Here is a 21800-nt window from a genome sequence, read left to right as displayed (position 1 = left end):
TTACTGGATGTGCTAATTGTCCCTTAAAAAGAATATAATATCTAATTACATAGGTCAATTTTATGTGACTGTTGTAGGCATACTGATGCTGCCTTTGTATATTAGATATATGGGAGCAGAGGCTTACGGTTTAGTTGGCTTTTTTACGATGCTTCAGGCTTGGTTTAACCTACTTGATCTCGGATTGACGCCGACTATAGGGCGAGAAACCGCACGGTATCGAGCTGGAGTGATTACGGCTCTGGACTTTCGGCGTCTATTTAGGTCTCTGAGTTCTCTTTTTTTTATTGTGGCTATTTTGGGCGGAGGGGGGCTATTTTTGTCGTCCTCTATTGTGGCTGGAAAATGGTTAAACTTGCAGAGCATTACTCTGGGCGACGCAAGTCTAATTATAAAAATAATGGCGCTATGTGTTGCGATACGTTGGGTGTGTGGTTTGTATCGTGGTGTAATTGCAGGCAGTGAGCGGTTGGTTTGGTTAAGTATTTTTGGAGTGGTGTTTGCCACGCTTAGATTTGTGGCGGTGCTACCGGTGATGTGGTTTTATGGTTTTAATGCGTTGGTCTTTTTCTTTTATCAGTTTTTTATCGCGGTTCTTGAGTTTTTCGCGTTGCACTTTAAGTCGAGATCAATGTTGCCGGACGTAAGGAATGAAGCGGTCGGTTGGTCGTTTGCTCCTGTTAAGAGTGTTTTAGGTTTCTCCCTGACAATAGCGTTTACCGCTTCTATATGGGTTGTTGTCACGCAGACAGATAAGCTTATATTGTCTAGTATATTGCCATTAAGTGTTTATGGTTATTTTGCGCTAGCTGTATTAATAGCTGGGGGAGTGATGGTCGCTATTGGGCCTATTAGCAGTGCCATTATGCCCCGTATGGCAATGCTACATGCTGAAGGTAAGCCGCTTGAAGTGTTAACGATTTATAGAGACTCTACGCAGTTAACTGCGATAATTGCGGGGTCGGCAGCCATAACTATGGCTTTTTTTGCGAAGTCGCTTCTGTGGGCATGGACAGGCGATCACGCCATTGTTAGCAACGTCTCTTCTACGTTGATATTATACGCTCTAGGTAACGGCTGCCTGGCGATTTCGGCATTTCCTTATTATATTCAATATGCACGTGGGAACTTGCGGCTTCACTTTATCGGTAATATTATTCTTCTGGTTTTCATGGTGCCTAGTATATATGTAGCATCATATCAATATGGTATGATTGGAGCAGGATATGCTTGGCTAATTGTGAACATTCTGTTTTTGCTGTTCTGGGTTTGGTTTGTTCATTCTAGGTTGGAGCCAGCCTTTCACTTGAAGTGGTTATTTCAAGATGTGCTGATTATTCTTTTACCTGCCTCGATTGTGGGAGCGTTGCTTTGGTTTTTTGACTTTGAAAGTGATAGTCGCTTGCTGAGCGCGTTGTTTGTAATAGGTGCTGGTTTTTCAATAATTGCCACTGCGGTTATTTTTTCGAGTGCTTCGAGGAGAATGCTTCGCAGTATAATTGGTCGCTGGAGAGCTTTGTGAATATGTGCAGTGATAAGCGGTCGGTAAAGGTTTCAGTTTGTGTGCTGACTTATAATCAGGCCTCTTATATTGAGCAGTGCGTTCTCAGTCTTGTTAATCAAGTCACGGATTTTGATTTTGAGATTATCGTTGGTGACGATTGCTCCACTGATGGTACTAGTGATTTGCTGTGGAAACTTGCTGAGCAATATCCTGGTACCGTGAAGCCTATAATACATTCGCAAAATATTGGCGTCACGGAGAACTATCTTTGCGTACATGCAATTGCCGCGGGGGGTTATATTGCTCACTTGGATGGGGATGATTATGCTCTGCCGGGTAAGTTGCAAGCGCAAAGCGATTTTCTTGATGCTAATCCAGACTATAATATAGTCTGGCATAGGATGCTTGTTGAAAATCCTAAAACTAACGCCATTGCTGAAGACTTAATAGATCTTGATAAGCTGCATAATGCGTTTACTCGGTTTGATTTGTTTCGTCATATCACTATTGGTATGAATAGTTCTAAGATGTATCGCGCATCTGTAAGGGATATAGTGCTGCCAAGTTTTCCTCTACTAGATTATTTTGCTAATGTAGAGCAAGTTGGTAGCGGGTATGCTGGTTTTGTTAGTTCCCAACCCTTAGGTGTGTACCGGGCAGGAATTGGGATTGCTTCCTCTGGGAGTAAAACGAAAGCGTTGTTGGTTGAATCGTTTTATTACTTTATGGATAAGTATCAGGGTAGTGCGTCTGATATTTCGGTTTCTGTCAGTTTTCTTTTTGTTGCTGCATTAAAAAATCGGCGATTTGGTGAGTGTAAGTTATTTCTTCCTGTTTTAATTAAAAGCTTTAGACTCTCTACAATTCCCAAGGTCTGGCGCGCGAGAAAGATGATTTCTATGCTCAGAATCCCCGACGCCATTAAGAGTAAATGAGGTTTTTATGTCGTTAACCTATTTGATCCAGGACCTACGCTCAATCGCAGGTAGTGATCGGGCGTCCAGAGTGCTCAAGAGCGTAGTGTTTGATCACACCGCTCACTTGACCATTATGTTGCGACTGGGCCAAAGCCTGTTAAAAATTCCCGTTATCGGGCGTGTATTGAGCTTTCTGGTTGAATATTTTATTCGCATTGTTTTTGGTAGCGATATCTCTTGCAGGGCACAAATTGGCCCAGGTCTCTGCATCATGCACGGTCATGATATAGTAATAGGTGCCGACGTAATAATGGGGGCGAACTGCAAGATTTTTAATGGTGTGACTTTTGGGAACCAGGACCTATCGAAAACCAGTAAGGGCAATCAGCCGACACTGGCAAATAATGTGGTTATTTGTACGGGTGCCAAAGTCCTCGGGCCGATTTTTCTGGGTGACAATGTGGTTGTAGGTGCGAACAGCGTTGTTGTTAAAAGCTTTCCAGAGGATACAGTTGTTGTAGGTGTTCCTGGCAAGGCGCTCGTGAGAACGTAACTTCAACTTCGGTGGCAGGGTGAGCAAGGTGCGGTCGTTTTTTTTGGTACTGGTTGTTTTTTTCTACGTGTTCAATTTTACGCTCAGCTTTCTGGGCGTGCCCTCCGTCGCGCTTCTCATTCCTGGGGCTTTGCTCCTGATTCTTGCTGATCCGTTGCTCCGCGGTTTTGTTGGTTATGCATTTGTCACTTGCCGCTTTTCCATTGTGGCGCTGTTGCTCGCGGGTTCCTTGGGCGTGATGCTGAGTGTTCTCTGGGGTAACGCTGAGACAATATTTCTGGAGATTTTCATAAAGTTTATTGTCGTTCTGCTGTTGGCGTTGGTTATAACTTATTATGCGGTTGGCCGGCGTGCGAATTCAGATGATGCGCTCTATGGATTTCATCGCTGCTTCGAGTTGATTTATTGGGCGACTGTTCTTCAAGCGTTTTTCATTATGCTGTCGTTCGTGGAGCCCTCTTTTAGGGATTTGTTATCCGCGTCGTTGGCTAACCGTGGAAATATTGAAGTTGATAGTGTTCTGCGCTTTCGCGGTATTCACGATAGCGGCGGTTTTAACCTCAGCGCTATTCTTGCGCTGGCCGCTGTATATGGCGTTTACTCAGTATATTCCCGGGCCAATAACGCAACCATTTGGCGATTTTTAAGCATCTCCGTAATTGCTCTTTCAATTACACTGGTTGCACGTACCGGGGTGGTCGTGTTCCTTCTTGGCGTGGGGCTTCTCGCGATTCGATGGCCTCTGAAGTCCCTCATCGTAGGGGTGGCTTTTAGCGCCTTTGCTGCGCTGGCAATTTTGTTATTCCAGTATTTTTTTCCGGAAAGGTTCGAATTTTTTTCAACCTACGTTTTTGATTATGCGTTCGAGATTTTCATCAACTATTCGAAAGGTCAGGACCTCACCTCTGCCTCTACGGATGATCTGAAAAGTATGCTTTTCGTCCCGGATCTGTTGAATATTATTGCAGGTAGTGGCTCGTTTGATGATCAAAGTGGTGGGGTCGCGCGGTCTGACTCCGGTTATCTGAAAACTCTGCTTGCCAGTGGCATCGGGGGGTTTGTGCTGGTTTACGCGTCTTATGGTTGGATGTTCTTGAAAATCTGGGCAGGGATGCGGCGATTTGCCGATGCGGGCTATTTTGTTTTGGTACTGTTGTGCCTGATTTTAGTCTTGGAAGTAAAGGCTCCTGTGTTTTATCAGAATGACGTGTCTCGCTTGTTTATATTGATATTTTCAAGCGCGCTATTGCACCGGTTTTATAATCGCTATGCGAGTGTGAACCCGAGTGCTCATCTGGCTTGACTCAGGCGGGCGAGAACGGCCCGACCAGTAAATTAATTGCGAGCTTTCCTGATGTGTGGTTTTTCCGGATATTTTACGAACAAGAAGTTCTCTACCGACAAGTCTTCGCTGCTTGAGGCAATGGGCCGCTCAATCATCAACCGTGGCCCGGACGGCGGCGGTTATTGGTTTGATTCAGCCGCTGGTATAGGTCTGTCCCACAGGAGGCTGGCGATTGTCGACCTGACCGCTGCCGGCCACCAGCCAATGCATTCATCGAGTGGGCGCTTCGTAATTGCGTTCAATGGCGAGATCTACAACCATGGCGAACTGCGCGCTCTTCTTGAGGAGAGTGGGCTTTCGCCGGCCTGGAACGGGCACTCAGACACAGAAACGCTGCTTGAGTGCTTTGAGCACTGGGGAGTCGAAAAGACCCTGCAGGCAACGGTTGGGATGTTCGCCATCGCGCTGTGGGATACCCGGCAAAATGAACTGGTATTGGCTCGGGATCGTCTTGGGGAGAAGCCGCTTTATTGGGGGTGGCAGAATGACGTGCTGTTGTTCGGCTCTGAACTCAAGGCGCTCAAGGTCCATCCTGCGTTTTGCGCTGATATCGACCGTGACGCGTTGGCCCTTTACCTGCGCCACAACTACGTTCCCGCGCCCTACAGTATCTATCAAGGGATAGAGAAGCTGCAGCCGGGGCATTATGTAAGGATCGCGATAGACCAGCGCCGATCGGATGTAAAAGCGCTTCCTTTTTGGTCTTTCAATCGGGCGGTTGAGGCGGGGCTTGCGTCTCCGCTGCAATCTGACGCCAACGCCGTAGTTGATACGCTTGAAGCACAGCTTAGCGAAAGCATCGGCATGCAAATGCTCGCGGACGTGCCCCTGGGCGCGTTTCTAAGTGGCGGCGTGGACAGCAGTCTTGTGGTTGGCCTGATGCAGAAACAAAGCCCGCGGCCGGTCAAGACGTTCACCATAGGCTTCAGTGAGGCAGGGTTCAATGAAGCTGAACACGCTCTGGCCGTATCCCGCCATTTAGGTACTGAACATACTGAGATCTATGTTCAATCCAAAGACGCGTTGGACGTTATCCCGGATCTACCGAACATCTACTGTGAACCCTTTGCCGATAGTTCACAGATCCCGACTTTCCTGGTCAGCCGCCTTGCGCGACAACAAGTCACCGTCACGTTAAGCGGTGATGCGGGAGATGAGCTGTTTGGCGGCTATAACCCTTACCAATTTGCCCCACGTATCTGGGGGAAGATCAGCCAGGTGCCGTTACCCCTGCGACGTTTTGCATCCGCAACGCTCAAGGCATTGCCGATAAAAGGCAAGGTCGAGAAGTTGGTGGATATTCTTGATACTTCGAGTCGGGAGGACTTTTATCGGCAACTTGTCAGTCACTGGAAAACACCTTCCAGTGTCGTAATCGGCGCGAAAGAGCCGATTACGGTGCTTGATACCTCTTCATCGTGGCCCGCTACGCAGCGGTATGAAGAGTGGATGATGGCGATGGATGCACAGACCTATATGGCTGACGACATCCTGGTAAAGGTCGACCGTGCGGCGATGGCCAGCAGCCTGGAAACTCGGGTGCCAATGCTCGATCACCGGGTTGTTGAATTGGCCTGGCGCATACCGTTGGATATGAAGATTCGAGGTGGCGTTGGCAAGTGGGTATTGAGGGAAGTGCTTTATCGTCATGTTCCTCGCGAGTTAATCGAGCGACCGAAAAAGGGCTTTTCCATACCCATCGCGACGTGGTTGCGCGGGCCCCTGCGCGATTGGTCGGAAAGCTTGCTGGATGAAGGCCGGTTGCGCCGGGAGGGTTTCTTCCATCCTGCACCGATCCGGCGTGCCTGGGAAGAACACCTCAGTGGTCGGGCTGATCATTCAAGCAAGTTATGGGGTGTCCTGATGTTCCAGGCGTGGTTGGAGGAGCAAGGCCGTTGAAAGTTACCCATATTATTGTCGGTCTGCATATCGGCGGCGCGGAGTTGATGCTGCTTCGGCTCTGTGAGTCATTCAACTCAAGCGGCGATGATGAACACCGTGTTATCTCATTGACGGATTTGGGTGAAGTGGGCGCTCGGCTGCGTGCCTGCGGGGTGACTGTTGATACGTTGGGTATGCGGGGGGCCTGGGATGTCCTGCCAACGTTTGCAAAGTTGGTTCGCCATCTTCGGCTGAACAAGCCTGATATCGTTCAGACTTGGATGTATCACTCTGACTTGTTGGGTGGCTTGGCAGCGCGTTGGGTGGGGATCAGGGGCGTGATCTGGGGGATCAGGACCACTGACGTCAGCCGAGGTGGCGCAAAGGCCACAATTATTGTTCGCAAACTGTGTGCCTGGCTGTCGGCGACTGTCCCCAGCGTTATCGTGTGCGCTGCCCAGGCGTCACGAAAGACGCATGTGGCTGCGGGTTATTCCCCGAGCAGAATGGCTGTCATTCCCAACGGGTTTGATCTTGAGCGTCTGGTTGCATCTCCGCAAGAGCGTGAGGCCACAAGGTCGGCGCAAGGAATAAGCGCAGATGACTTCGTTGTAGGAAGCTTGGGGCGTTTTAACGAAGTCAAGGATCACGCCAGTTTTGTCGAGGCTGCCGGGCTCGTCGCTCCCAGGTTCCCGCACGTCAAGTTCCTGATGGTGGGACGTGATGTCGATGAAGCGAATAGCACATTGATGGCGCAGATTGCATCAACCGGATTCGCTGATCGATTTGTGTTGCTGGGTGAGCGAAAAGATGTGCCCGCCTGCTTTAAGGCGATGGACATGTTTTGCCTGCATTCATTTACCGAAGGTTTTCCTAATGTGCTGGGCGAGGCGATGAGCCTGGCGTTGCCTTGTGTGACGACCGATGCAGGAGACGCGGCATTCCTGCTGGGTGAAAATGGCTTTGTCGTACCCGTACAAGATCCCCTCGCGTTGGCTGAAGCGCTGGCGAAGATGATTGCAGCGTCTCCTGCCGAGCGATCAATGATGGGGCAGGGTGCCTATACACGTATCGTTGAAAATTTCACGATGAAATGTACCGAGCATAAATTCAAAGAAATCTATGACCGGCTTTACTTAAATCAGGACGTTCATTGATGTGTGGTTTCAGCGGAATTTTCCAGGCCCGTAATAGTGATCTGGCATCGATCATTACCCGGATGAACGATGCCCTCGTGCACCGTGGCCCCGATGATCGTGGTGTATGGGTTGATGAAAATGCAGGCCTCGCGCTCGGGCATCGACGGTTGGCAATTGTCGATCTGTCGGAGGCTGGTCATCAGCCGATGCATTCCAGTTGTGGGCGATTTTTAATCGTCTTCAACGGTGAGATCTATAACCATACCGAACTCAGGCAGAAGCTGGACAATGAAGGATTGTCGCCACCCGCATGGCGAGGCCATTCTGATACCGAAGTCCTGCTCGCAGGTCTTGCAGGCTGGGGTGTCGAAAAGACCTTGCAGGCATCGGTTGGGATGTTTGCCTTCGCGCTGTGGGACAGGCAAGAGCAGGTATTGACGCTTGCACGCGATCGGATGGGCGAGAAGCCTTTGTATTACGGTTGGCAGGAAGACACTCTGCTGCTGGGGTCTGAGCTCAAGGCTATCAAGGCTTTCCCGCAGTTCACTGGCGAAGTGGATCGCAACGCGTTGACGCTATTGCTTCGGCACAACTGCATTCCTGCGCCTTACAGCATTTATAAAGGCATCGCCAAGCTCGAGCCCGGTCACTACGTAACGCTTGCGCTGAAGAATCTGCCCGCTGCAAAAGCCGCAGTCCCACAGGCTTACTGGCGTCTCAACGACGCAGTAGCAAAAGGCATTGCCGATCCCTTCAAGGGCACTCCCGCCCAAGCGACGGATTTGCTGGAGACTCAACTGAGCTCAAGCATTGGTCAGCAAATGCTCGCAGATGTGCCTTTGGGTGCATTCCTGAGCGGCGGCGTGGATAGCAGCACTATCGTGGCCTTGATGCAGGCCCAGAGCGCCCAGCCAATCCGCACATTCACCATCGGTTTCGACGAAGGCGGCTACGACGAGGCTGTTCATGCCAAGGCGGTTTCCAAGCATCTGGGCACGCAACACACCGAGTTGTACGTGCGCCCGGACGATGCCCTGGCTGTTATCCCGCGTCTACCGTCGATGTATTGTGAGCCGTTCAGCGACAGCTCGCAGATTCCCACATTCCTTGTCAGCCAATTGGCCAGCCAACAGCTCAAGGTTGTGTTGAGCGGTGACGGCGGCGACGAGCTCTTCGGCGGTTATAACCGTTACCTCAGCGCCAAGAAAGTCTGGTCAAAACTGCAACAGTTGCCGCCGTTTGCCCGACAGGCGAGCTCCGGGCTTTTACGCTCACTTTCACCGTCCACCTGGGACAGCCTGTTCCGTCTCTCCAAGCCTTTGCTGCCCAAGCGGCTTCATCTCAGCACACCTGGGGAAAAGGCTCATAAATTGGCTAGCGTCCTGGCGCTTGCGGATGGGCATGAGTTCTACCTGCAGCTCAACAGTCATTGGACTGACCCCGCCAGTGTCGTGATCGGTGGCAAGGAGCCCGAAACCATTTTCACTGACCCTTCGCGCTGGCCCCAGACCGATAGTTTCGAACACTGGATGATGGCGATGGACGCCCAGACCTATATGTCGGATGACATCATGGTGAAACTGGATCGCGCTGCGATGGCCGCAAGCATTGAGGGCCGGGTCCCTATGCTTGACCACAGGATTGTCGAACTGGCCTGGCGCATGCCTCTGGACCTGAAGATTCGTAACGGCCAGGGCAAATGGCTGTTGCGAGAAGTGCTTTATCGTCATGTTCCCAAGGAGTTGATCGAAAGGCCCAAGCAAGGTTTTGGTATCCCGCTTGGGGCGTGGCTACGCGGTCCTTTACGGGAGTGGGCAGAGTCTTTGTTGGATGAAGCGCGCTTGCGCCAGGAGGGATACTTCCACCCTGAACGCATCAGGCACATGTGGCAGGAACATCTTGAGGGCCGCGGAAACTGGCAGCCTCACTTGTGGACCATCCTCATGTTCCAGGCATGGTTGGAAGAGCAGGCATGAGTAAAGTACTTTTGTTTATCGTCAACGACCCGGGTTTTTTTCTTTCGCACCGGCTGGCAGTTGCCAAGGGCGCGCAGGCAGAGGGCTATAGGGTTCATGTGGCGTGCATGCCGGGTCCGGCCGTTGCGGCTATTGCCGCTGAAGGTTTCGAGTTTCACCCGTTGCCGCTTTCACGTAGCGGCCGTAACCCCTTGGCCGAACTAGGATTGATGTTCGCGATCTGGCGGCTGCTCTGGCAATTGAGGCCGGACGTCTTGCACCTGGTGACCATCAAGCCGGTTTTGTATGGTGGCGTTGCCGCTCGGCTGGCGCCGGTTAAAGGTGTGGTTACCGCTATTTCCGGACTGGGCTTTGTATTTCTCTCCAAGGGACTTAAGGCCACTATCACGCGAAAGGTTGTCAGCACTTTTTATCGGTTGGCGTTAGGCAAGCGTAATCTGCGCTCGATTTTTCAGAACCCCGATGATCGTGACCTGCTCTTGAGCATGGGTGGACTTACCCAATCCAAGGTCGTGATGATTCGCGGTTCAGGCGTCGACCTGTCTCGTTACACCGCGTTGCCAGAGCCGGAAGGGACCCCTGTGGTGTGCCTGGCGGCTCGACTGCTGCTGGACAAGGGCGTTGTCGAGTTCGTTGAGGCGGCAAAAATATTGACAGCGCGTGGTATTAACGCGCGCTTTCAGTTAATTGGTGACATTGATCCCGGTAACCCGGCGACAGTTACCACCTCACAGTTGCAGCAGTGGCGAGAGGAAGGGGTGATCGAGCTGCTCGGTTACCGCGACGACATCGCGAATGTGTTCGCTGCGGCGAATATCGTGACCCTTCCTTCATATCGTGAAGGCTTGCCCAAGGTACTGGTCGAAGCCGCAGCGTGCGGTCGCGCAGTGGTCACCACCGATGTGCCAGGTTGCCGGGATGCGATTGATGCCGATGTAACAGGGTTTCTGGTACCTGTTCGTGATGCAGAGGCCCTGGCTAATGAATTGCAGGTGTTGATTGAGGCTCCTGCCTTGCGTGCCCGGATGGGGGCGGCTGGCCGTGAGCTGGCTTTACGCGCATTTGCGATCGAGAAGATCGTGCAGCAGCATTTGGATGTGTACAGAGAGTTGGAGCGCGCGCTTTGAATCAGCACAAAACTATCTTCGTCACTGGAGCCAGTGGCTTTGTGGGGGGAGCACTGGTTAATCGGTTGGCATCTGCAGGGGACTGTCGGGTGTTGGCGCAGGTACGTCGCGAGGGTGTAACACTTCCTGCGTCTGCTGTACCTGTGCGGGTCAGTGCCGATTATCTTGCGGGTGAGTCGCTTGCTCTTGAAGGTGTTGATGTTCTGGTTCACTGCGCCGCGCGCGTTCATGTGATGTCAGACGCCTCCAGTGATCCGTTAACCGAGTATCGCAAGGTCAACGTCGAAGGCACGTTGAAGCTGGCGGAGCAGGCAGCTCAGGCGAGAGTCAGGCGTTTCATTTTTATCAGCTCGATCAAGGTCAACGGTGAGGGAACCCAAATGGGCGCCCCTTACACGGCAGATGACGTGCCGGCGCCGTGCGACCCCTATGGTGTTTCCAAAATGGAGGCAGAGCAGCAACTCTTATCGCTGGCGCAAAGAAGCGGGATGGAAGTTGTTATTATTCGTCCCGTCCTGGTGTACGGCCCTGGGGTCAAGGCAAACTTTCGCAGCATGATGAGCTGGCTTAACAAAGGTGCTGTACTGCCGTTGGGCGCTATTCGTAACCAGCGCAGCCTGGTCGCGCTGGACAACCTCGTTGACTTGATTGTGACGTGCCTGGATCACCCGGCGGCAGCCAATCAGACGTTTCTGGCCAGCGATGGTGATGACATGTCGACCACTGATTTGTTGAGACGCATGGGGATTGCTTTGGGTAAACCGGCTCGGTTGATCCCCGTACCGGCAGCCCTACTGCAATTGGGCGCGACCTTGCTAGGCCGCAAGGCTATTGGCCAGCGCCTGTGTGGTTCGTTGCAGGTTGATATTGGCAAGACTCGCCAATTGCTGGGCTGGAATCCCCCATTGACGGTGGCCAGCGCATTACGCAAGACGGCTGAAAGTTTTCAGGGAAGCTTGAAGTAAATAGTGGTGCCCCATGAGGGACCTTAATTGGAGCTGTAGATGAATCGTTTACTGTGGCTGGCGTCTGCTGTTGCAGCCCTTGCTCTTCTTCTGACCTGGTGCCTGCGCCGCTATGCGCTGGCCAGAAGTCTGATTGATGTTCCCAATGCGCGCAGTTCTCATACTGTTCCGACGCCTCGTGGAGGCGGAGTGGCGATAGTCTTGAGCTTCTTGATTGCGTTACCAGTATTGTTTATCGGTGATGAGATAACACGCTCGATTACATGGGCGTTGCTGGGGGCTGGTGCGGCTGTGGCGGTGCTTGGGTTTCTCGACGACCATGGCCATATCGCGGCGCGCTGGCGTTTGCTGGGGCACTTCAGTGCCGCGGCCTGGGCTCTTTTCTGGTTGGGCGGCTTGCCCGCAATAACGCTGCCCTGGGTGGTCCTCGACCTGAGCTGGGTAGGGCACATCCTTGCCGCGTTTTATCTGGTGTGGATGCTTAATCTGTACAACTTCATGGATGGTATCGATGGCTTGGCCAGCGTCGAAGCGCTCTGTGCATGCCTTGGCGCCTGTCTGATTTATTGGTTGGTTGGTTATCAGGCGCTTATCTGGGCGCCACTGTTATTAAGCATGGCGGTGTTGGGGTTTCTCTATTGGAACTTTCCACCGGCACGAATCTTCATGGGGGATGCCGGTAGCGGTTTTCTCGGTATCGTGTTGGGCGTGCTATCCCTGCAGGCCGCCTGGCAGAGCGCCGACTTGCTGTGGGTATGGTTGATCCTGCTCGGTGTCTTTATCGTCGATGCGACGTTTACTCTGGTCCGCCGCCTGATGAGGGGTGACAAGGTTTACGAAGCCCATCGCAGTCATGGCTATCAGTTCGCATCGCGTAAAGTTGGCGGCCACTTGCCAGTAACGCTTGCGGTGCTTGCAATCAACGTAATCTGGCTGCTGCCGATCGCACTTTGCGTTGCATTATTGGGTCTAAGCGGCGTGCTGGGCGTTGTAATAGCGTACATCCCGCTGGTGATGCTGGCAGTCAAGTACAAAGCGGGTGAGCTGGAAAGGGCCGCGTGATTGTGTTTTAGATTCATTTCAGCGGTGATTGACCGGCCTAAAGTGTTTAAATTCGCAGAGCAGCAGCCGTATCAGGAGCAACAGAGGTGTTTAAAGGGTTTATGAGCATAATTCGATCATATTTGTTGGGTCTCCCTCGCCGACAGAAGCGCATCCTGCAGGTTATCGCGGACATTCTTCTTGTTTGGCTCGCCCTGTGGATGGCGTTTGTCGTTCGATTGGGGGTGGACGATATGATCAACCCTGCGTCTGTGCATCGCTGGCTGTTTCTGAGTGCTCCGGTCGTCGCTATACCGCTGTTTATCCGTTTTGGCATGTACCGTGCTGTCATGCGCTATTTTGGCAATGACGCGCTTATTGCGATTATCAAGGCCGTCAGCCTGTCATCGTTGATTCTAGGCGTGGTGGTCTATTGGTACAGCGATCATCAAAACGTGGTCCCTCGTTCCATCATTTTCAACTACTGGTGGTTAAGCCTCATCATGGTTGGCGGCCTACGCCTCGCCATGCGTCAATATTTCCTTGGCGACTGGTTTGCCGCCGCCCAGCACGTACCTTTCACCAATCGCGAAGATGGCCTGCCGCGCGTCGCCATCTACGGCGCGGGCGCTGCAGGCAATCAGTTGGTCGCAGCCCTGCGTATGGGCCGGGTCATGCGGCCTGTAGCCTTCATTGATGATGATGACAGTATTTCTGACCGGGTAATTTCCGGACTTCAGGTGTACAAGCCACGGCACATTCAGCGCATGATCGATGCCACCGGAGCCCAGGAAATCCTGCTGGCGATACCTTCTTCCAACCGTGCCCGGCGTCGTGAAATCCTGGGCTACCTTGAAGGGTTTCCTCTGCATGTGCGCAGTGTTCCAGGATTCATGGACCTGGCCAGCGGCCGGGTCAAGGTCGATGATATTCAGGAAGTGGATATCGCTGACTTGCTGGGGCGTGACGCGGTGCCCGCTCAAAGCGAGTTGCTGGAGCATTGCATCAAGGGGCGTTGTGTTCTGGTAACGGGGGCCGGTGGTTCCATAGGTTCAGAACTGTGTCGTCAGATCCTTGCTTTACGACCGACGATACTGCTGTTGTTTGAACACAGCGAATTCAATCTCTACAGCATTTTGTCGGAGCTTGAGCAACGGATTACCCGAGAGTCTTTGCCAGTAAGGCTGCTACCCATCCTTGGCTCAGTGCGTAATCAGAGCAAATTGCTGGGCGTCATGAAAACATGGGGCGTCGACACGGTTTATCACGCCGCAGCTTATAAACATGTGCCCATGGTTGAGCACAATATTGCGGAAGGCGTGCTAAATAACGTTATTGGTACGCTTAACACGGCCCAAGCGGCATTGCAGTCGGGGGTAGCCAACTTCGTGTTGATCTCTACCGATAAGGCTGTACGGCCCACCAATGTGATGGGAAGCACCAAGCGTCTCGCCGAGTTGACCCTCCAGGCGCTCAGTCGTGAGTTGGCACCTGTGCTGTTCGGTGACAAATCGAATGTCTCGCGGGTCAATAAAACCCGCTTCACGATGGTTCGCTTTGGCAATGTATTAGGCTCCTCCGGCTCGGTGATTCCGCTTTTTCACAAGCAGATCAAATCCGGTGGACCTCTCACGGTTACCCACCCGAAAATCACCCGGTACTTCATGACGATTCCCGAGGCCGCCCAATTGGTGATTCAGGCGGGTTCCATGGGCCTTGGCGGTGACGTGTTCGTGCTGGACATGGGGGAGCCGGTGAAGATTGTCGAGTTGGCCGAGAAGATGATTCACCTGTCCGGGCTGAGTGTCAGGTCGGATAAAAATCCTCATGGCGATATTGCAATCGAATTCTCTGGTCTGCGCCCGGGTGAGAAGCTTTACGAAGAGTTGCTGATTGGTGACAACGTAGTCGCCACGCAGCACCCGATGATCATGAGTGCCAATGAAGATTACCTGTCGTGGGATGTGTTGAAGGACAAATTGGCAGAGTTGTTAGCAGCAGTAGAACAGGACGATTACGCGCGTGTTCGCCAGCTTTTGCGCGAAACCGTCAGTGGCTACACACCTGATGGCGAGATTGTCGACTGGATCTACCAACAGCGTCGTCTCGAGCCTTGACTCATACCCTGTAACTCTCCTGTTTTTGACACCCTCCAAACATCACCTAAGTTTGAAAAGCAGCTTCGGAAAAGCTGCTTTTCTCTTACAGATGTCATGGAGCGTCACCTATGAATAAATCATGTTTCTCGTCCCTCATTTTCGCTTTCCTATCCAGCATTTCAGTGGCTACCAGCGCAGCGCCGTCTACCAAGCCTGAAACGCCCACGCCGATAGCTGTGCAAATGACCAAGGCCGAGCAATCCAGCAAGGTCAGCCTCAACTCCGCCGACGCTGAAACCTTGCGCCGCGATCTGTTCGGAATCGGAGCAGCCAAAGCCAAGGCGATCATTGCCTATCGAGAAAGCAACGGGCCATTTACCGCAGTCGATGAGTTGTTGGAGGTGAAAGGGATCGGTAAAGCGCTGTTGGAGAAGAACCGCGATCGGCTGGAGCTCAATTAAGGAATAACAAAGTAAGCCAGGAGGCCGGTCATTGACCGGCCTCTTCAATTTTGTGCGATCTGTTTTTTCAGATTGCCACGTACTACCTCCAGGATCTGCGCTGCCAGCTCGGCGCTCTCCACACTGCGCGCCAGCACCAGTGCGCCCACCAGCGTCGACATTATCAGCAGGCCTTGCTCATTGGCATCCGGCCGCCCCAGTGCGGCTTGCACCTGCTTCAACCGTGCGCCAAGTACTGCATCAGTGGTCGGGCTTTGCTGACCCCGCAGCCCTAGCTCAGGGCACATGGTTGTTAACGGGCATCCTTCATGCGGTGAGGTCTGGTGCCACTGCGAAAGATAGTTGTCGATGAACGCTTCAAGGGGGCGTTCCTGGCTGAACAGCTGTTCGCAGTGCTCATCCAGTTGAGCGGCCGCAGCTTGCAGGGCCTTTTCCACCAGCTGATCCTTGGATTTGAAATGCGCATAGAATCCGCCATGCGTCAGATTCAACGCTTTCATCAGCGGTTGCAGGCCGGTAGCCCCGATACCATCGCGGCGAAAACGTACGGAAGCCTCCGTGATGATGCGCTGATGGGTTTGAGCTTTGTGATTTGCCGAGTAGCGCATAGAACAGCCTCCGAAACATTGCGCCATATTAGCCAAGCTCATGCAGGCAAAGGGGCATCTCGTTACAAAATTGCTGACTGGCTGATCGAATGTCTTGGAGTCGCGCGCCGATATCGTCGGCAGTTATCTGCAACCTGGCATGTCGTTGATCGAAAAGTTCGACGCGCTGATTCGTACCGTGCAAGCCCGGAAGGTCCAGGCTGGCCTGTTCGGTGTGGAATCTAGAGATTGCCACAGGCGTTGCTCGAATGCTGGAGCCAGCTTGAGCGTGCGGTCTATAGGGGAAAGTACTGCTGCATATCGCCAAGGCGGGTTGGAAATAAAAAAGCCCTTCAGTGAAGGGCTTTCCTTGATCAGATCACGCTGAAAACTGCGCCACTCGCCAGTTTGTAGAGGTCTCCCGCCACCAAACCTGCGGCTTTTGCAGCCGTATTATCGTTGAATGTACGCAACGTCATGTTGACTTGGCCAGGCATCGCTACCGGCGTAGTGAACTCGACACGAGCGCCTGATTCGTTACCCAACAGTTGCAGCTTTTTCTGAGACGGCAGCCATTGGACGAAGAAGGAGCCAAAACGACTACCTGATGCAGAATGAAATGCCACTGCGGAGCCGGTCGTGTCTGCACTGATTAGTGCCATGATCGCGGTATTAGCTTCCACGACGGCGGTGCAGTCTGACAAACTTGAGTAGTCCGTACGCAGCTTGCTTCCACGTGCCCATATCTTGACTTGCCCGATAGTACTGGTCGGCTCGACACCGAACGTCGCATTGGTCGCGCGGAACGAACCGCCCAGTACGGTATTCCCGACAGCGACGTTACCGCCTACCGAGGAAGTTTCCGAGTTAAAAAGCTTGTTCAGTTGAGCACTGTTGTCGTTGCAGTCCACCAGAACGTTGTTACTGATCACGATACCTTCGAGCGGCGGAAACAGTCCCCAGAACAGTGCCTTGAAGTTCGTAGCAATGTTATCGCTGAAAATTATCCACTTATCCGGCATTGCTTCGCCGGAGGAAGGGCCAAAGCCCCCCAGCACGCTCTCATTGCCGTTCCTGAATTCGTTACCGGTGACAATCAAGCGCCCGGCGCCCCATGAAAACGTTACTGCACCCTCGGAGTGACCGTTTGCAAGATTACCCGCCTGGCACACGGCCTCAACATAGTTGTTGATGAACCAAGAGGCGCTTCCTACGGCTTCTGTATCGTCGTGGCGGCTTGTATGAAAAGCTGAGCCCGAGAGGTTGCGAAACTCGCAACTCTCTACCCGCAGGCCATGACCGACGATGCATTCGCCTGTGGTGTTGGCAAACCGTACGCCACGGATCCCCGAAGAGCGGCCGTTGATATAGATCTCCATGGCGAAGCGCCAGGAGTTGTTGAGTTGATTGGCGCTGTTGCCATCGACGGAGCCGTTGATGATCTGCACGTTGTAGTTGATGCCCGGGCGCAGCTTGCCGCCTTCTTCGGTAGACGGACGGCCGAGGAAGCACTGGAAGCTTTTACCAACCCACGATCCAGCAGGGATGGTTTGGGTCGTGTTACCGAAGGGACCAAAGCCGGCAGCCAGGGTCACTGTATTCGTATTCGGGTCGATTGCAGTGATACGCATGGGGTTTCGGCTGGTGTCTTGATCCCCTGAGCCGACAAACGCTGTCACGGTATCGTTGACGTACCAACTGTCGGGCACTGCATCCAGCACGATTGTGTTGCTGCTTACGCTGGTGTCTGTGGCCAGTCTGGCGGTGGTGACCGATGCATCTGCACGCATAAGAGTCGCGCCGTTCAGATCGATAACCAGATTGTTAATGTAGTCAATTTCAGCCGTGCGGTCGTAAATATAGGTACGGCCGGTTTCGAAATACAAACGCGAACCCTGGCCGTCCGGCACATTGGCGCTGATCCAGGCGAGTGCTGCGCGGATAGTGCTCGAATCAGTACCGGTATCATCGTCCTGGCGGAAGTCCTCCACAGCAACGTCGAAGCCTGAGTCGCTTGAATAAATGAGATTGGTTGCGGTTGCAGCTAGGTCGTTCATGTCAGTCATCGTGTCCCTCGATAGAAAAAAACCGCGGAGTGCGGATTGTTTTGGGCAGCTATCCACAAGCATTTGGTATGCCAATGGATTTCTGCATGCTCCATGCAGGTCATTCGCCGCAAAAATGCTTGGTTTCAAGCACGAGGAAACGATAACAATGCACTGTATAAATAACCAGTATTTTTTTTGAGAAATTAAACTCTTTGTTGATTGTTTTGCTTCGCGCGCGGTTTTTCCAGACGTGATTGCCAGTCACGAAACGGGGTTTTCAGGTGCGCGCGGAGGTGCCGCGACGCCGTCTATTCAGCTTGAAAAGACGGGCGCCGAGATAGGAGGGGGAAAGCGAAACAGAGGGTTTTTAAACAGGCTGAGCGAATATTTACACGAGAGTGATCAGCGATCCTGCGCATCCTTGGCATCCGCCTGGGCGTTGCGCTCAGCCACGCGTTGGCGTTGTTCCTCGGTCAGTTCAACCTTGTTGGCGCTGTCTCGCAGCATCAACAAACCACCGACGATCGAGCCGATCGCGACCACTAAAATCAACCAGGCATACCACGGCATAGGGTTCTCCTTGAGGCAGCAAACCGTGGAAAAATTTCCCACGGTAGTTGCTGCTTTGAGTAACGGGCTTTCTTAGTAGTTCATTGTAGGCCCGTTCCTGCGCAAGGTCTCAGAGCCCAGTCAACATCGCATCTGCCGGCGCATCGGCGCGGTCTTGTGCGGTCAGTTGGAAGTACACAAAACCCACCACCATGAAGCCCAGGAAGATCAGCCCGATCAACGCGTTGAACCACGCCATTGCCACCAGGCATACCACCGCCAGCACCAGGGCAATCCCCGGCACGACGGGATAGCCTGGGGCGCGGAAGGTGCGTTCCAGCAGCGGCTCGGTTTTGCGCAGTTTGAACAGGCTGAGCATGCTCATGATGTACATGACGATGGCACCGAATACCGCCATGGTGATCATGGCCGCAGTCAGGGTCATGCCACCCAGGTTGATCAGCCCGTCGCTGTAGATGGCGGCGATGCCGACGATGCCTCCGGCGATGATTGCCCGGTGCGGCGTCTGGAAGCGCGACAGTTTGGCGAGGAAAGAGGGCAGGTAGCCTGCGCGCGCCAGGGCAAAGAACTGGCGGGAGTAGCCCAGGATGATCCCGTGGAAACTGGCCACCAGGCCGAACAGGCCGATCCACACCAGCATGTGCAGCCAGCCCGAGCTGTCGCCGACCACGGTTTTCATCGCCTGGGGTAGCGGGTCGTTGATGTTCGACAGGGCGCGCCAGTCACCGACGCCGCCGGCAAAGAACATCACGCCCATGGCCAGAATCACCAGGGTGAGGATGCCGCTGATGTAGGCCTTTGGAATGGTGCGCTTGGGATCTTTCGCTTCTTCGGCGGCCATGGCGGCGCCTTCGATGGCGAGGAAGAACCAGATGGCAAATGGAATGGCCGCAAACATCCCGGCGATCGCCGGCGCACCAAAGGTGTCGGAACCGGCCCAGCCGTTCAGGGCGAAGTTGCTGAAGCTGAAGGCGGGGGCGACTACACCCATGAACACCAGCAGTTCGGCGACGGCGAGCACACACACCACCAGTTCGAAAGTCGCCGCCAGCTTCACGCCGAGAATGTTCAGGCCCATGAACACGATGTAGGCGCCGACGGCGGCGTGTTTCGGATCCAGCGCCGGGAACTGCACGTTCAAATATGCACCGATTGCGAGGGCGATGGCCGGTGGGGCGAAGACAAACTCAATCAGCGTTGCCAGCCCGGCGATCAGGCCACCTTTCTCACCAAATGCCCGGCGGCTGTAGGCGAACGGACCGCCAGCGTGAGGAATGGCGGTGGTCAGTTCGGTGAAACTGAATATAAAGCAGGTGTACATGGCGGCGACCATCAACGAGGTCACCAGGAAGCCCAGCGTTCCCGCGACGCCCCAGCCGTAGCTCCAGCCGAAATACTCGCCGGAAATCACCAGCCCGACGGCGATGCCCCACAAATGCAGGGTGCCCAAGGTGGGTTTGAGTTGTGTGTTCATCGTGTAGCTCTCCCTGAACGGTTTGGAATGTTTCAGGGCATTGCAGCGGGCATGCCATTCACCTGCGCCGTGTCGTAAAGGCACCGAACTGTCGCCGAGGGAACGGTTTGGCGTTTGAATGGGTTCCGGGCCTGCACCAGATAAGGGCGCGGCCTACAGGAAACGCTCACAAATCCCCCTGTAAACCCCGCATAAATTCACTCTTTACGCCGTCTTTACGCCCCACCCATACCGTCGCTCTCGTTCCTTTACGCCACTCCTGCGGACAATCCTCCTACACGCGGCAGTCGCCGCACGACGGAGAAACTTCCATGAGCGTTCTGGACGGGGTGTCACTGCTGTTGGCTGTGGCGCTGTTCATTTATCTGCTGGTTGCGCTGTTACGCGCGGATCGGAACTAGGAGCAGGCTATGCACAGTTATGACTATTGGCTGATCATCGCCTTCTTTGCCTTGGTGCTGATTCCGGCACCGGCCCTGGGGCGGTTCTACTACAAGGTAATGGAAGGGCAGCGAACCTGGCTCACGCCGGTGTTCGGCCCGGTCGAGCGCGTTTGCTATCGCCTTTCGGGTGTCGATGCAGACCAGGAACAGAGCTGGCAGAAATACGCGCTGGCGTTGCTTGCGTTCAACCTTGCCGGTTTTGTGCTGCTGTTCGGCATCCTGGTGTTCCAGGAATACCTGCCGCTGAACCCGCAGAAATTACCGGGTCAGGAATGGACCCTGGCGTTCAACACCGCGATCAGTTTCATGACCAACACCAACTGGCAGAACTACAGCGGTGAAGCTTCCCTGAGCTACCTCAGTCAGATGGTCGGCCTCACCGTGCAGAACTTCGTCAGTGCCGCCACCGGCCTCGCCGTACTGGTCGCGTTGTGCCGTGGGATCGGTCGCAAATCCACCAAGACCTTGGGCAACTTCTGGGTCGACATGACCCGCGCCACCCTCTACGGCCTGTTGCCGTTGTGCCTGGTGTTTGCGTTGTTCCTGGTGTGGCAGGGCGTGCCACAAACCTTCGCTCACTACGTTAACGCGGTGACCATGCAAGGCGTTGACCAGGTGATTCCACTGGGGCCGGCCGCCAGCCAGATTGCGATCAAGCAATTGGGCACCAACGGCGGTGGCTTCTTCGGCGTCAACTCGGCGCATCCGTTCGAGGACCCGACTGCCTGGGCCAACCTGTTTGAGCTGGGTGCGATCATCCTGATTCCGGTAGCGCTGGTGTTCACCTTTGGCCATTACGTGAAAGACCTGCGTCAGAGCCGGGCGATCCTCGGTTGCATGCTGGCCTTGTTCATCATCGGCGGTGCAACTGCGATGTGGGCCGAGTACCAGCCCAACCCCGCGCTGAACAACCCGGCAGTGGAACAGGCCGCGCCGCAGGAAGGTAAAGAAGCGCGCTTCGGCACCACCGGCACTGTGTTGTGGTCGGTGGCTACCACCGCCGCGTCCAACGGTTCGGTCAACGGTATGCAAGACAGCCTCAACCCGCTGAGCGGCATGGTGTCGCTGGTCAACATGATGGTCGGCGAAGTGATCTTCGGCGGCGTCGGTGCCGGCATGTACGGCATGTTGCTCAACGTGTTGATCGCGGTGTTCCTCGCCGGCCTGATGATTGGCCGCACGCCGGAATACCTCGGCAAGAAACTCCAGGCCCGGGAAGTGCAATTACTGGTGGTGACCTTGCTGGTGATGCCGGTCGGTACCCTCGTACTGGGCGCCATCGCCGCCAGCCTGCCTGGCCCGGCCGGTGCCATCAGTAACCCTGGCCCCCACGGTTTCAGCCAGTTGCTGTACGCCTACACCTCGGCCAGTGCCAACAACGGTTCGGCGTTCGGCGGCTTCAGTGCCAACACCGCGTTTCACAACCTGATGTTGAGCCTGTCGATGTTGCTGGGCCGCTTCGGCTACATCCTCCCGGTTCTGGCCCTGGCCGGCAGCCTGGCGATGAAGAAGACCGCACCGATTGGCCAGAACAGCTTCCCGACCCACGGCCCGCTGTTTGTGACCCTGTTGACCGTGACCATTTTGCTGGTGGGCGGCCTGACCTTCCTGCCGACGCTGGCACTTGGGCCTATCGCTGAACATCTGAGCATGGGCTTCTAAGGGGATAT

At 54.0% G+C, this 21800-nt stretch carries 18 protein-coding genes; 14 read left to right on the top strand and 4 right to left on the bottom strand.

The genetic code is table 11. The features are described 5' to 3' along the window. Positions 1 to 16: 16 nt before the first annotated feature. The 12 genes from MUM_RS0127325 (at position 17) to MUM_RS0127270 (ending at position 15008) form a co-directional block, all read left to right on the top strand. Positions 17 to 1522: an oligosaccharide flippase family protein gene (locus MUM_RS0127325; RefSeq protein WP_010176220.1), complete on the top strand. Its 1506-nt coding sequence runs from the start codon at positions 17 to 19 to the stop codon at positions 1520 to 1522. Between the two features lie 41 nt (positions 1523 to 1563). Next, positions 1564 to 2439: a glycosyltransferase family 2 protein gene (locus MUM_RS1000000133620; RefSeq protein WP_238535553.1), complete on the top strand. Its 876-nt coding sequence runs from the start codon at positions 1564 to 1566 to the stop codon at positions 2437 to 2439. Positions 2440 to 2446: 7 nt separating this feature from the next. Further along, positions 2447 to 2974 carry a serine O-acetyltransferase gene (locus tag MUM_RS0127315; RefSeq protein WP_010176218.1) on the top strand — a complete coding sequence of 176 codons (528 nt, stop codon included), beginning with the start codon at positions 2447 to 2449 and terminating at the stop codon, positions 2972 to 2974. Between the two features lie 19 nt (positions 2975 to 2993). Continuing rightward, positions 2994 to 4277 carry a hypothetical protein gene (locus MUM_RS0127310; RefSeq protein ID WP_177325017.1) on the top strand — a complete coding sequence of 428 codons (1284 nt, stop codon included), beginning with the start codon at positions 2994 to 2996 and terminating at the stop codon, positions 4275 to 4277. A 51-nt stretch (positions 4278 to 4328) separates the two neighbouring features. After that, a complete protein-coding gene (asnB, locus tag MUM_RS0127305; protein ID WP_010176216.1) occupies positions 4329 to 6218 on the top strand; it encodes an asparagine synthase (glutamine-hydrolyzing) in 1890 nt (629 codons plus the stop codon). Beyond that, on the top strand, positions 6215 to 7357 hold the full coding sequence (locus MUM_RS0127300; protein ID WP_010176214.1) for a glycosyltransferase family 4 protein: 1143 nt from the start codon (positions 6215 to 6217) through the stop codon (positions 7355 to 7357). Before asnB (MUM_RS0127305) ends, MUM_RS0127300 begins: the two co-directional genes overlap by 4 nt. Continuing rightward, a complete protein-coding gene (gene asnB, locus MUM_RS0127295; protein ID WP_010176212.1) occupies positions 7357 to 9315 on the top strand; it encodes an asparagine synthase (glutamine-hydrolyzing) in 1959 nt (652 codons plus the stop codon). The genes MUM_RS0127300 and asnB (MUM_RS0127295) overlap by 1 nt, the downstream gene beginning before the upstream one ends. Next, positions 9312 to 10442, top strand: coding sequence for a glycosyltransferase family 4 protein (locus tag MUM_RS0127290; protein WP_010176211.1), 1131 nt, complete (start codon positions 9312 to 9314; stop codon positions 10440 to 10442). Before asnB (MUM_RS0127295) ends, MUM_RS0127290 begins: the two co-directional genes overlap by 4 nt. Then, positions 10439 to 11407, top strand: coding sequence for a UDP-glucose 4-epimerase family protein (locus tag MUM_RS0127285; RefSeq protein WP_010176210.1), 969 nt, complete (start codon positions 10439 to 10441; stop codon positions 11405 to 11407). The genes MUM_RS0127290 and MUM_RS0127285 overlap by 4 nt, the downstream gene beginning before the upstream one ends. Positions 11408 to 11446: 39 nt before the next feature. Beyond that, positions 11447 to 12469, top strand: coding sequence for an MraY family glycosyltransferase (locus MUM_RS0127280; RefSeq protein WP_032882286.1), 1023 nt, complete (start codon positions 11447 to 11449; stop codon positions 12467 to 12469). 101 nt (positions 12470 to 12570) lie between these two features. After that, entirely contained in the window at positions 12571 to 14565 is a 1995-nt protein-coding gene (locus tag MUM_RS0127275) for a polysaccharide biosynthesis protein (protein WP_010176208.1), read from the top strand. A 110-nt stretch (positions 14566 to 14675) separates the two neighbouring features. Then, entirely contained in the window at positions 14676 to 15008 is a 333-nt protein-coding gene (locus tag MUM_RS0127270) for a ComEA family DNA-binding protein (RefSeq protein WP_029616124.1), read from the top strand. A 44-nt stretch (positions 15009 to 15052) separates the two neighbouring features. On the opposite strand, the gene MUM_RS0127265 is transcribed toward MUM_RS0127270, so the two are convergent. The 4 genes from MUM_RS0127265 to eat all read right to left on the bottom strand — a co-directional run bounded on the left by MUM_RS0127265 (position 15053) and on the right by eat (position 19687). Further along, the gene (locus MUM_RS0127265; protein WP_010176206.1) at positions 15053 to 15616 is read right to left on the bottom strand and encodes a TetR/AcrR family transcriptional regulator; all 564 of its coding nucleotides are present in this window, start codon (positions 15614 to 15616) and stop codon (positions 15053 to 15055) included. 353 nt (positions 15617 to 15969) lie between these two features. Next, positions 15970 to 17661, bottom strand: coding sequence for a hypothetical protein (locus tag MUM_RS0127260; RefSeq protein ID WP_010176205.1), 1692 nt, complete (start codon positions 17659 to 17661; stop codon positions 15970 to 15972). A gap of 384 nt (positions 17662 to 18045) precedes the next feature. After that, entirely contained in the window at positions 18046 to 18213 is a 168-nt protein-coding gene (locus MUM_RS1000000133615; protein ID WP_010176203.1) for a DUF2897 family protein, read from the bottom strand. Between the two features lie 109 nt (positions 18214 to 18322). After that, a complete protein-coding gene (gene eat, locus MUM_RS0127250; RefSeq protein ID WP_010176202.1) occupies positions 18323 to 19687 on the bottom strand; it encodes an ethanolamine permease in 1365 nt (454 codons plus the stop codon). Between the two features lie 311 nt (positions 19688 to 19998). On the opposite strand from eat, the gene kdpF reads away from it, so the two are divergent. Both kdpF and kdpA read left to right on the top strand, forming a co-directional pair. Next, positions 19999 to 20088 (top strand): K(+)-transporting ATPase subunit F, encoded by a 90-nt coding sequence (kdpF, locus tag MUM_RS01000000132745; RefSeq protein WP_003218754.1) that lies wholly within the window; start codon positions 19999 to 20001, stop codon positions 20086 to 20088. Between the two features lie 9 nt (positions 20089 to 20097). After that, positions 20098 to 21792 carry a potassium-transporting ATPase subunit KdpA gene (gene kdpA / locus MUM_RS0127240; RefSeq protein ID WP_010176201.1) on the top strand — a complete coding sequence of 565 codons (1695 nt, stop codon included), beginning with the start codon at positions 20098 to 20100 and terminating at the stop codon, positions 21790 to 21792. The last annotated feature ends 8 nt before the right edge of the window (positions 21793 to 21800 follow it).

Origin of the sequence: Pseudomonas sp. PAMC 25886 (genome assembly GCF_000242655.1) — a bacterium.
Taxonomy (GTDB): domain Bacteria; phylum Pseudomonadota; class Gammaproteobacteria; order Pseudomonadales; family Pseudomonadaceae; genus Aquipseudomonas.
Note: the sequence above shows the minus strand (reverse complement) of the source record. Positions and strands in the feature narration are given on the sequence as shown.

Coding starts and splice junctions, on each gene's coding strand:
- eat (WP_010176202.1), bottom strand. CDS start 19,687: ATGAACACACAACTCAAACCCACCTTGGGCACCCTGCATTTGTGGGGC.
- MUM_RS0127315 (WP_010176218.1), top strand. CDS start 2,447: ATGTCGTTAACCTATTTGATCCAGGACCTACGCTCAATCGCAGGTAGT.
- asnB (WP_010176212.1), top strand. CDS start 7,357: ATGTGTGGTTTCAGCGGAATTTTCCAGGCCCGTAATAGTGATCTGGCA.
- MUM_RS0127260 (WP_010176205.1), bottom strand. CDS start 17,661: ATGACTGACATGAACGACCTAGCTGCAACCGCAACCAATCTCATTTAT.
- MUM_RS0127290 (WP_010176211.1), top strand. CDS start 9,312: ATGAGTAAAGTACTTTTGTTTATCGTCAACGACCCGGGTTTTTTTCTT.
- asnB (WP_010176216.1), top strand. CDS start 4,329: ATGTGTGGTTTTTCCGGATATTTTACGAACAAGAAGTTCTCTACCGAC.
- kdpF (WP_003218754.1), top strand. CDS start 19,999: ATGAGCGTTCTGGACGGGGTGTCACTGCTGTTGGCTGTGGCGCTGTTC.
- kdpA (WP_010176201.1), top strand. CDS start 20,098: ATGCACAGTTATGACTATTGGCTGATCATCGCCTTCTTTGCCTTGGTG.
- MUM_RS0127280 (WP_032882286.1), top strand. CDS start 11,447: ATGAATCGTTTACTGTGGCTGGCGTCTGCTGTTGCAGCCCTTGCTCTT.
- MUM_RS0127270 (WP_029616124.1), top strand. CDS start 14,676: ATGAATAAATCATGTTTCTCGTCCCTCATTTTCGCTTTCCTATCCAGC.
- MUM_RS0127275 (WP_010176208.1), top strand. CDS start 12,571: ATGAGCATAATTCGATCATATTTGTTGGGTCTCCCTCGCCGACAGAAG.
- MUM_RS0127265 (WP_010176206.1), bottom strand. CDS start 15,616: ATGCGCTACTCGGCAAATCACAAAGCTCAAACCCATCAGCGCATCATC.
- MUM_RS1000000133615 (WP_010176203.1), bottom strand. CDS start 18,213: ATGCCGTGGTATGCCTGGTTGATTTTAGTGGTCGCGATCGGCTCGATC.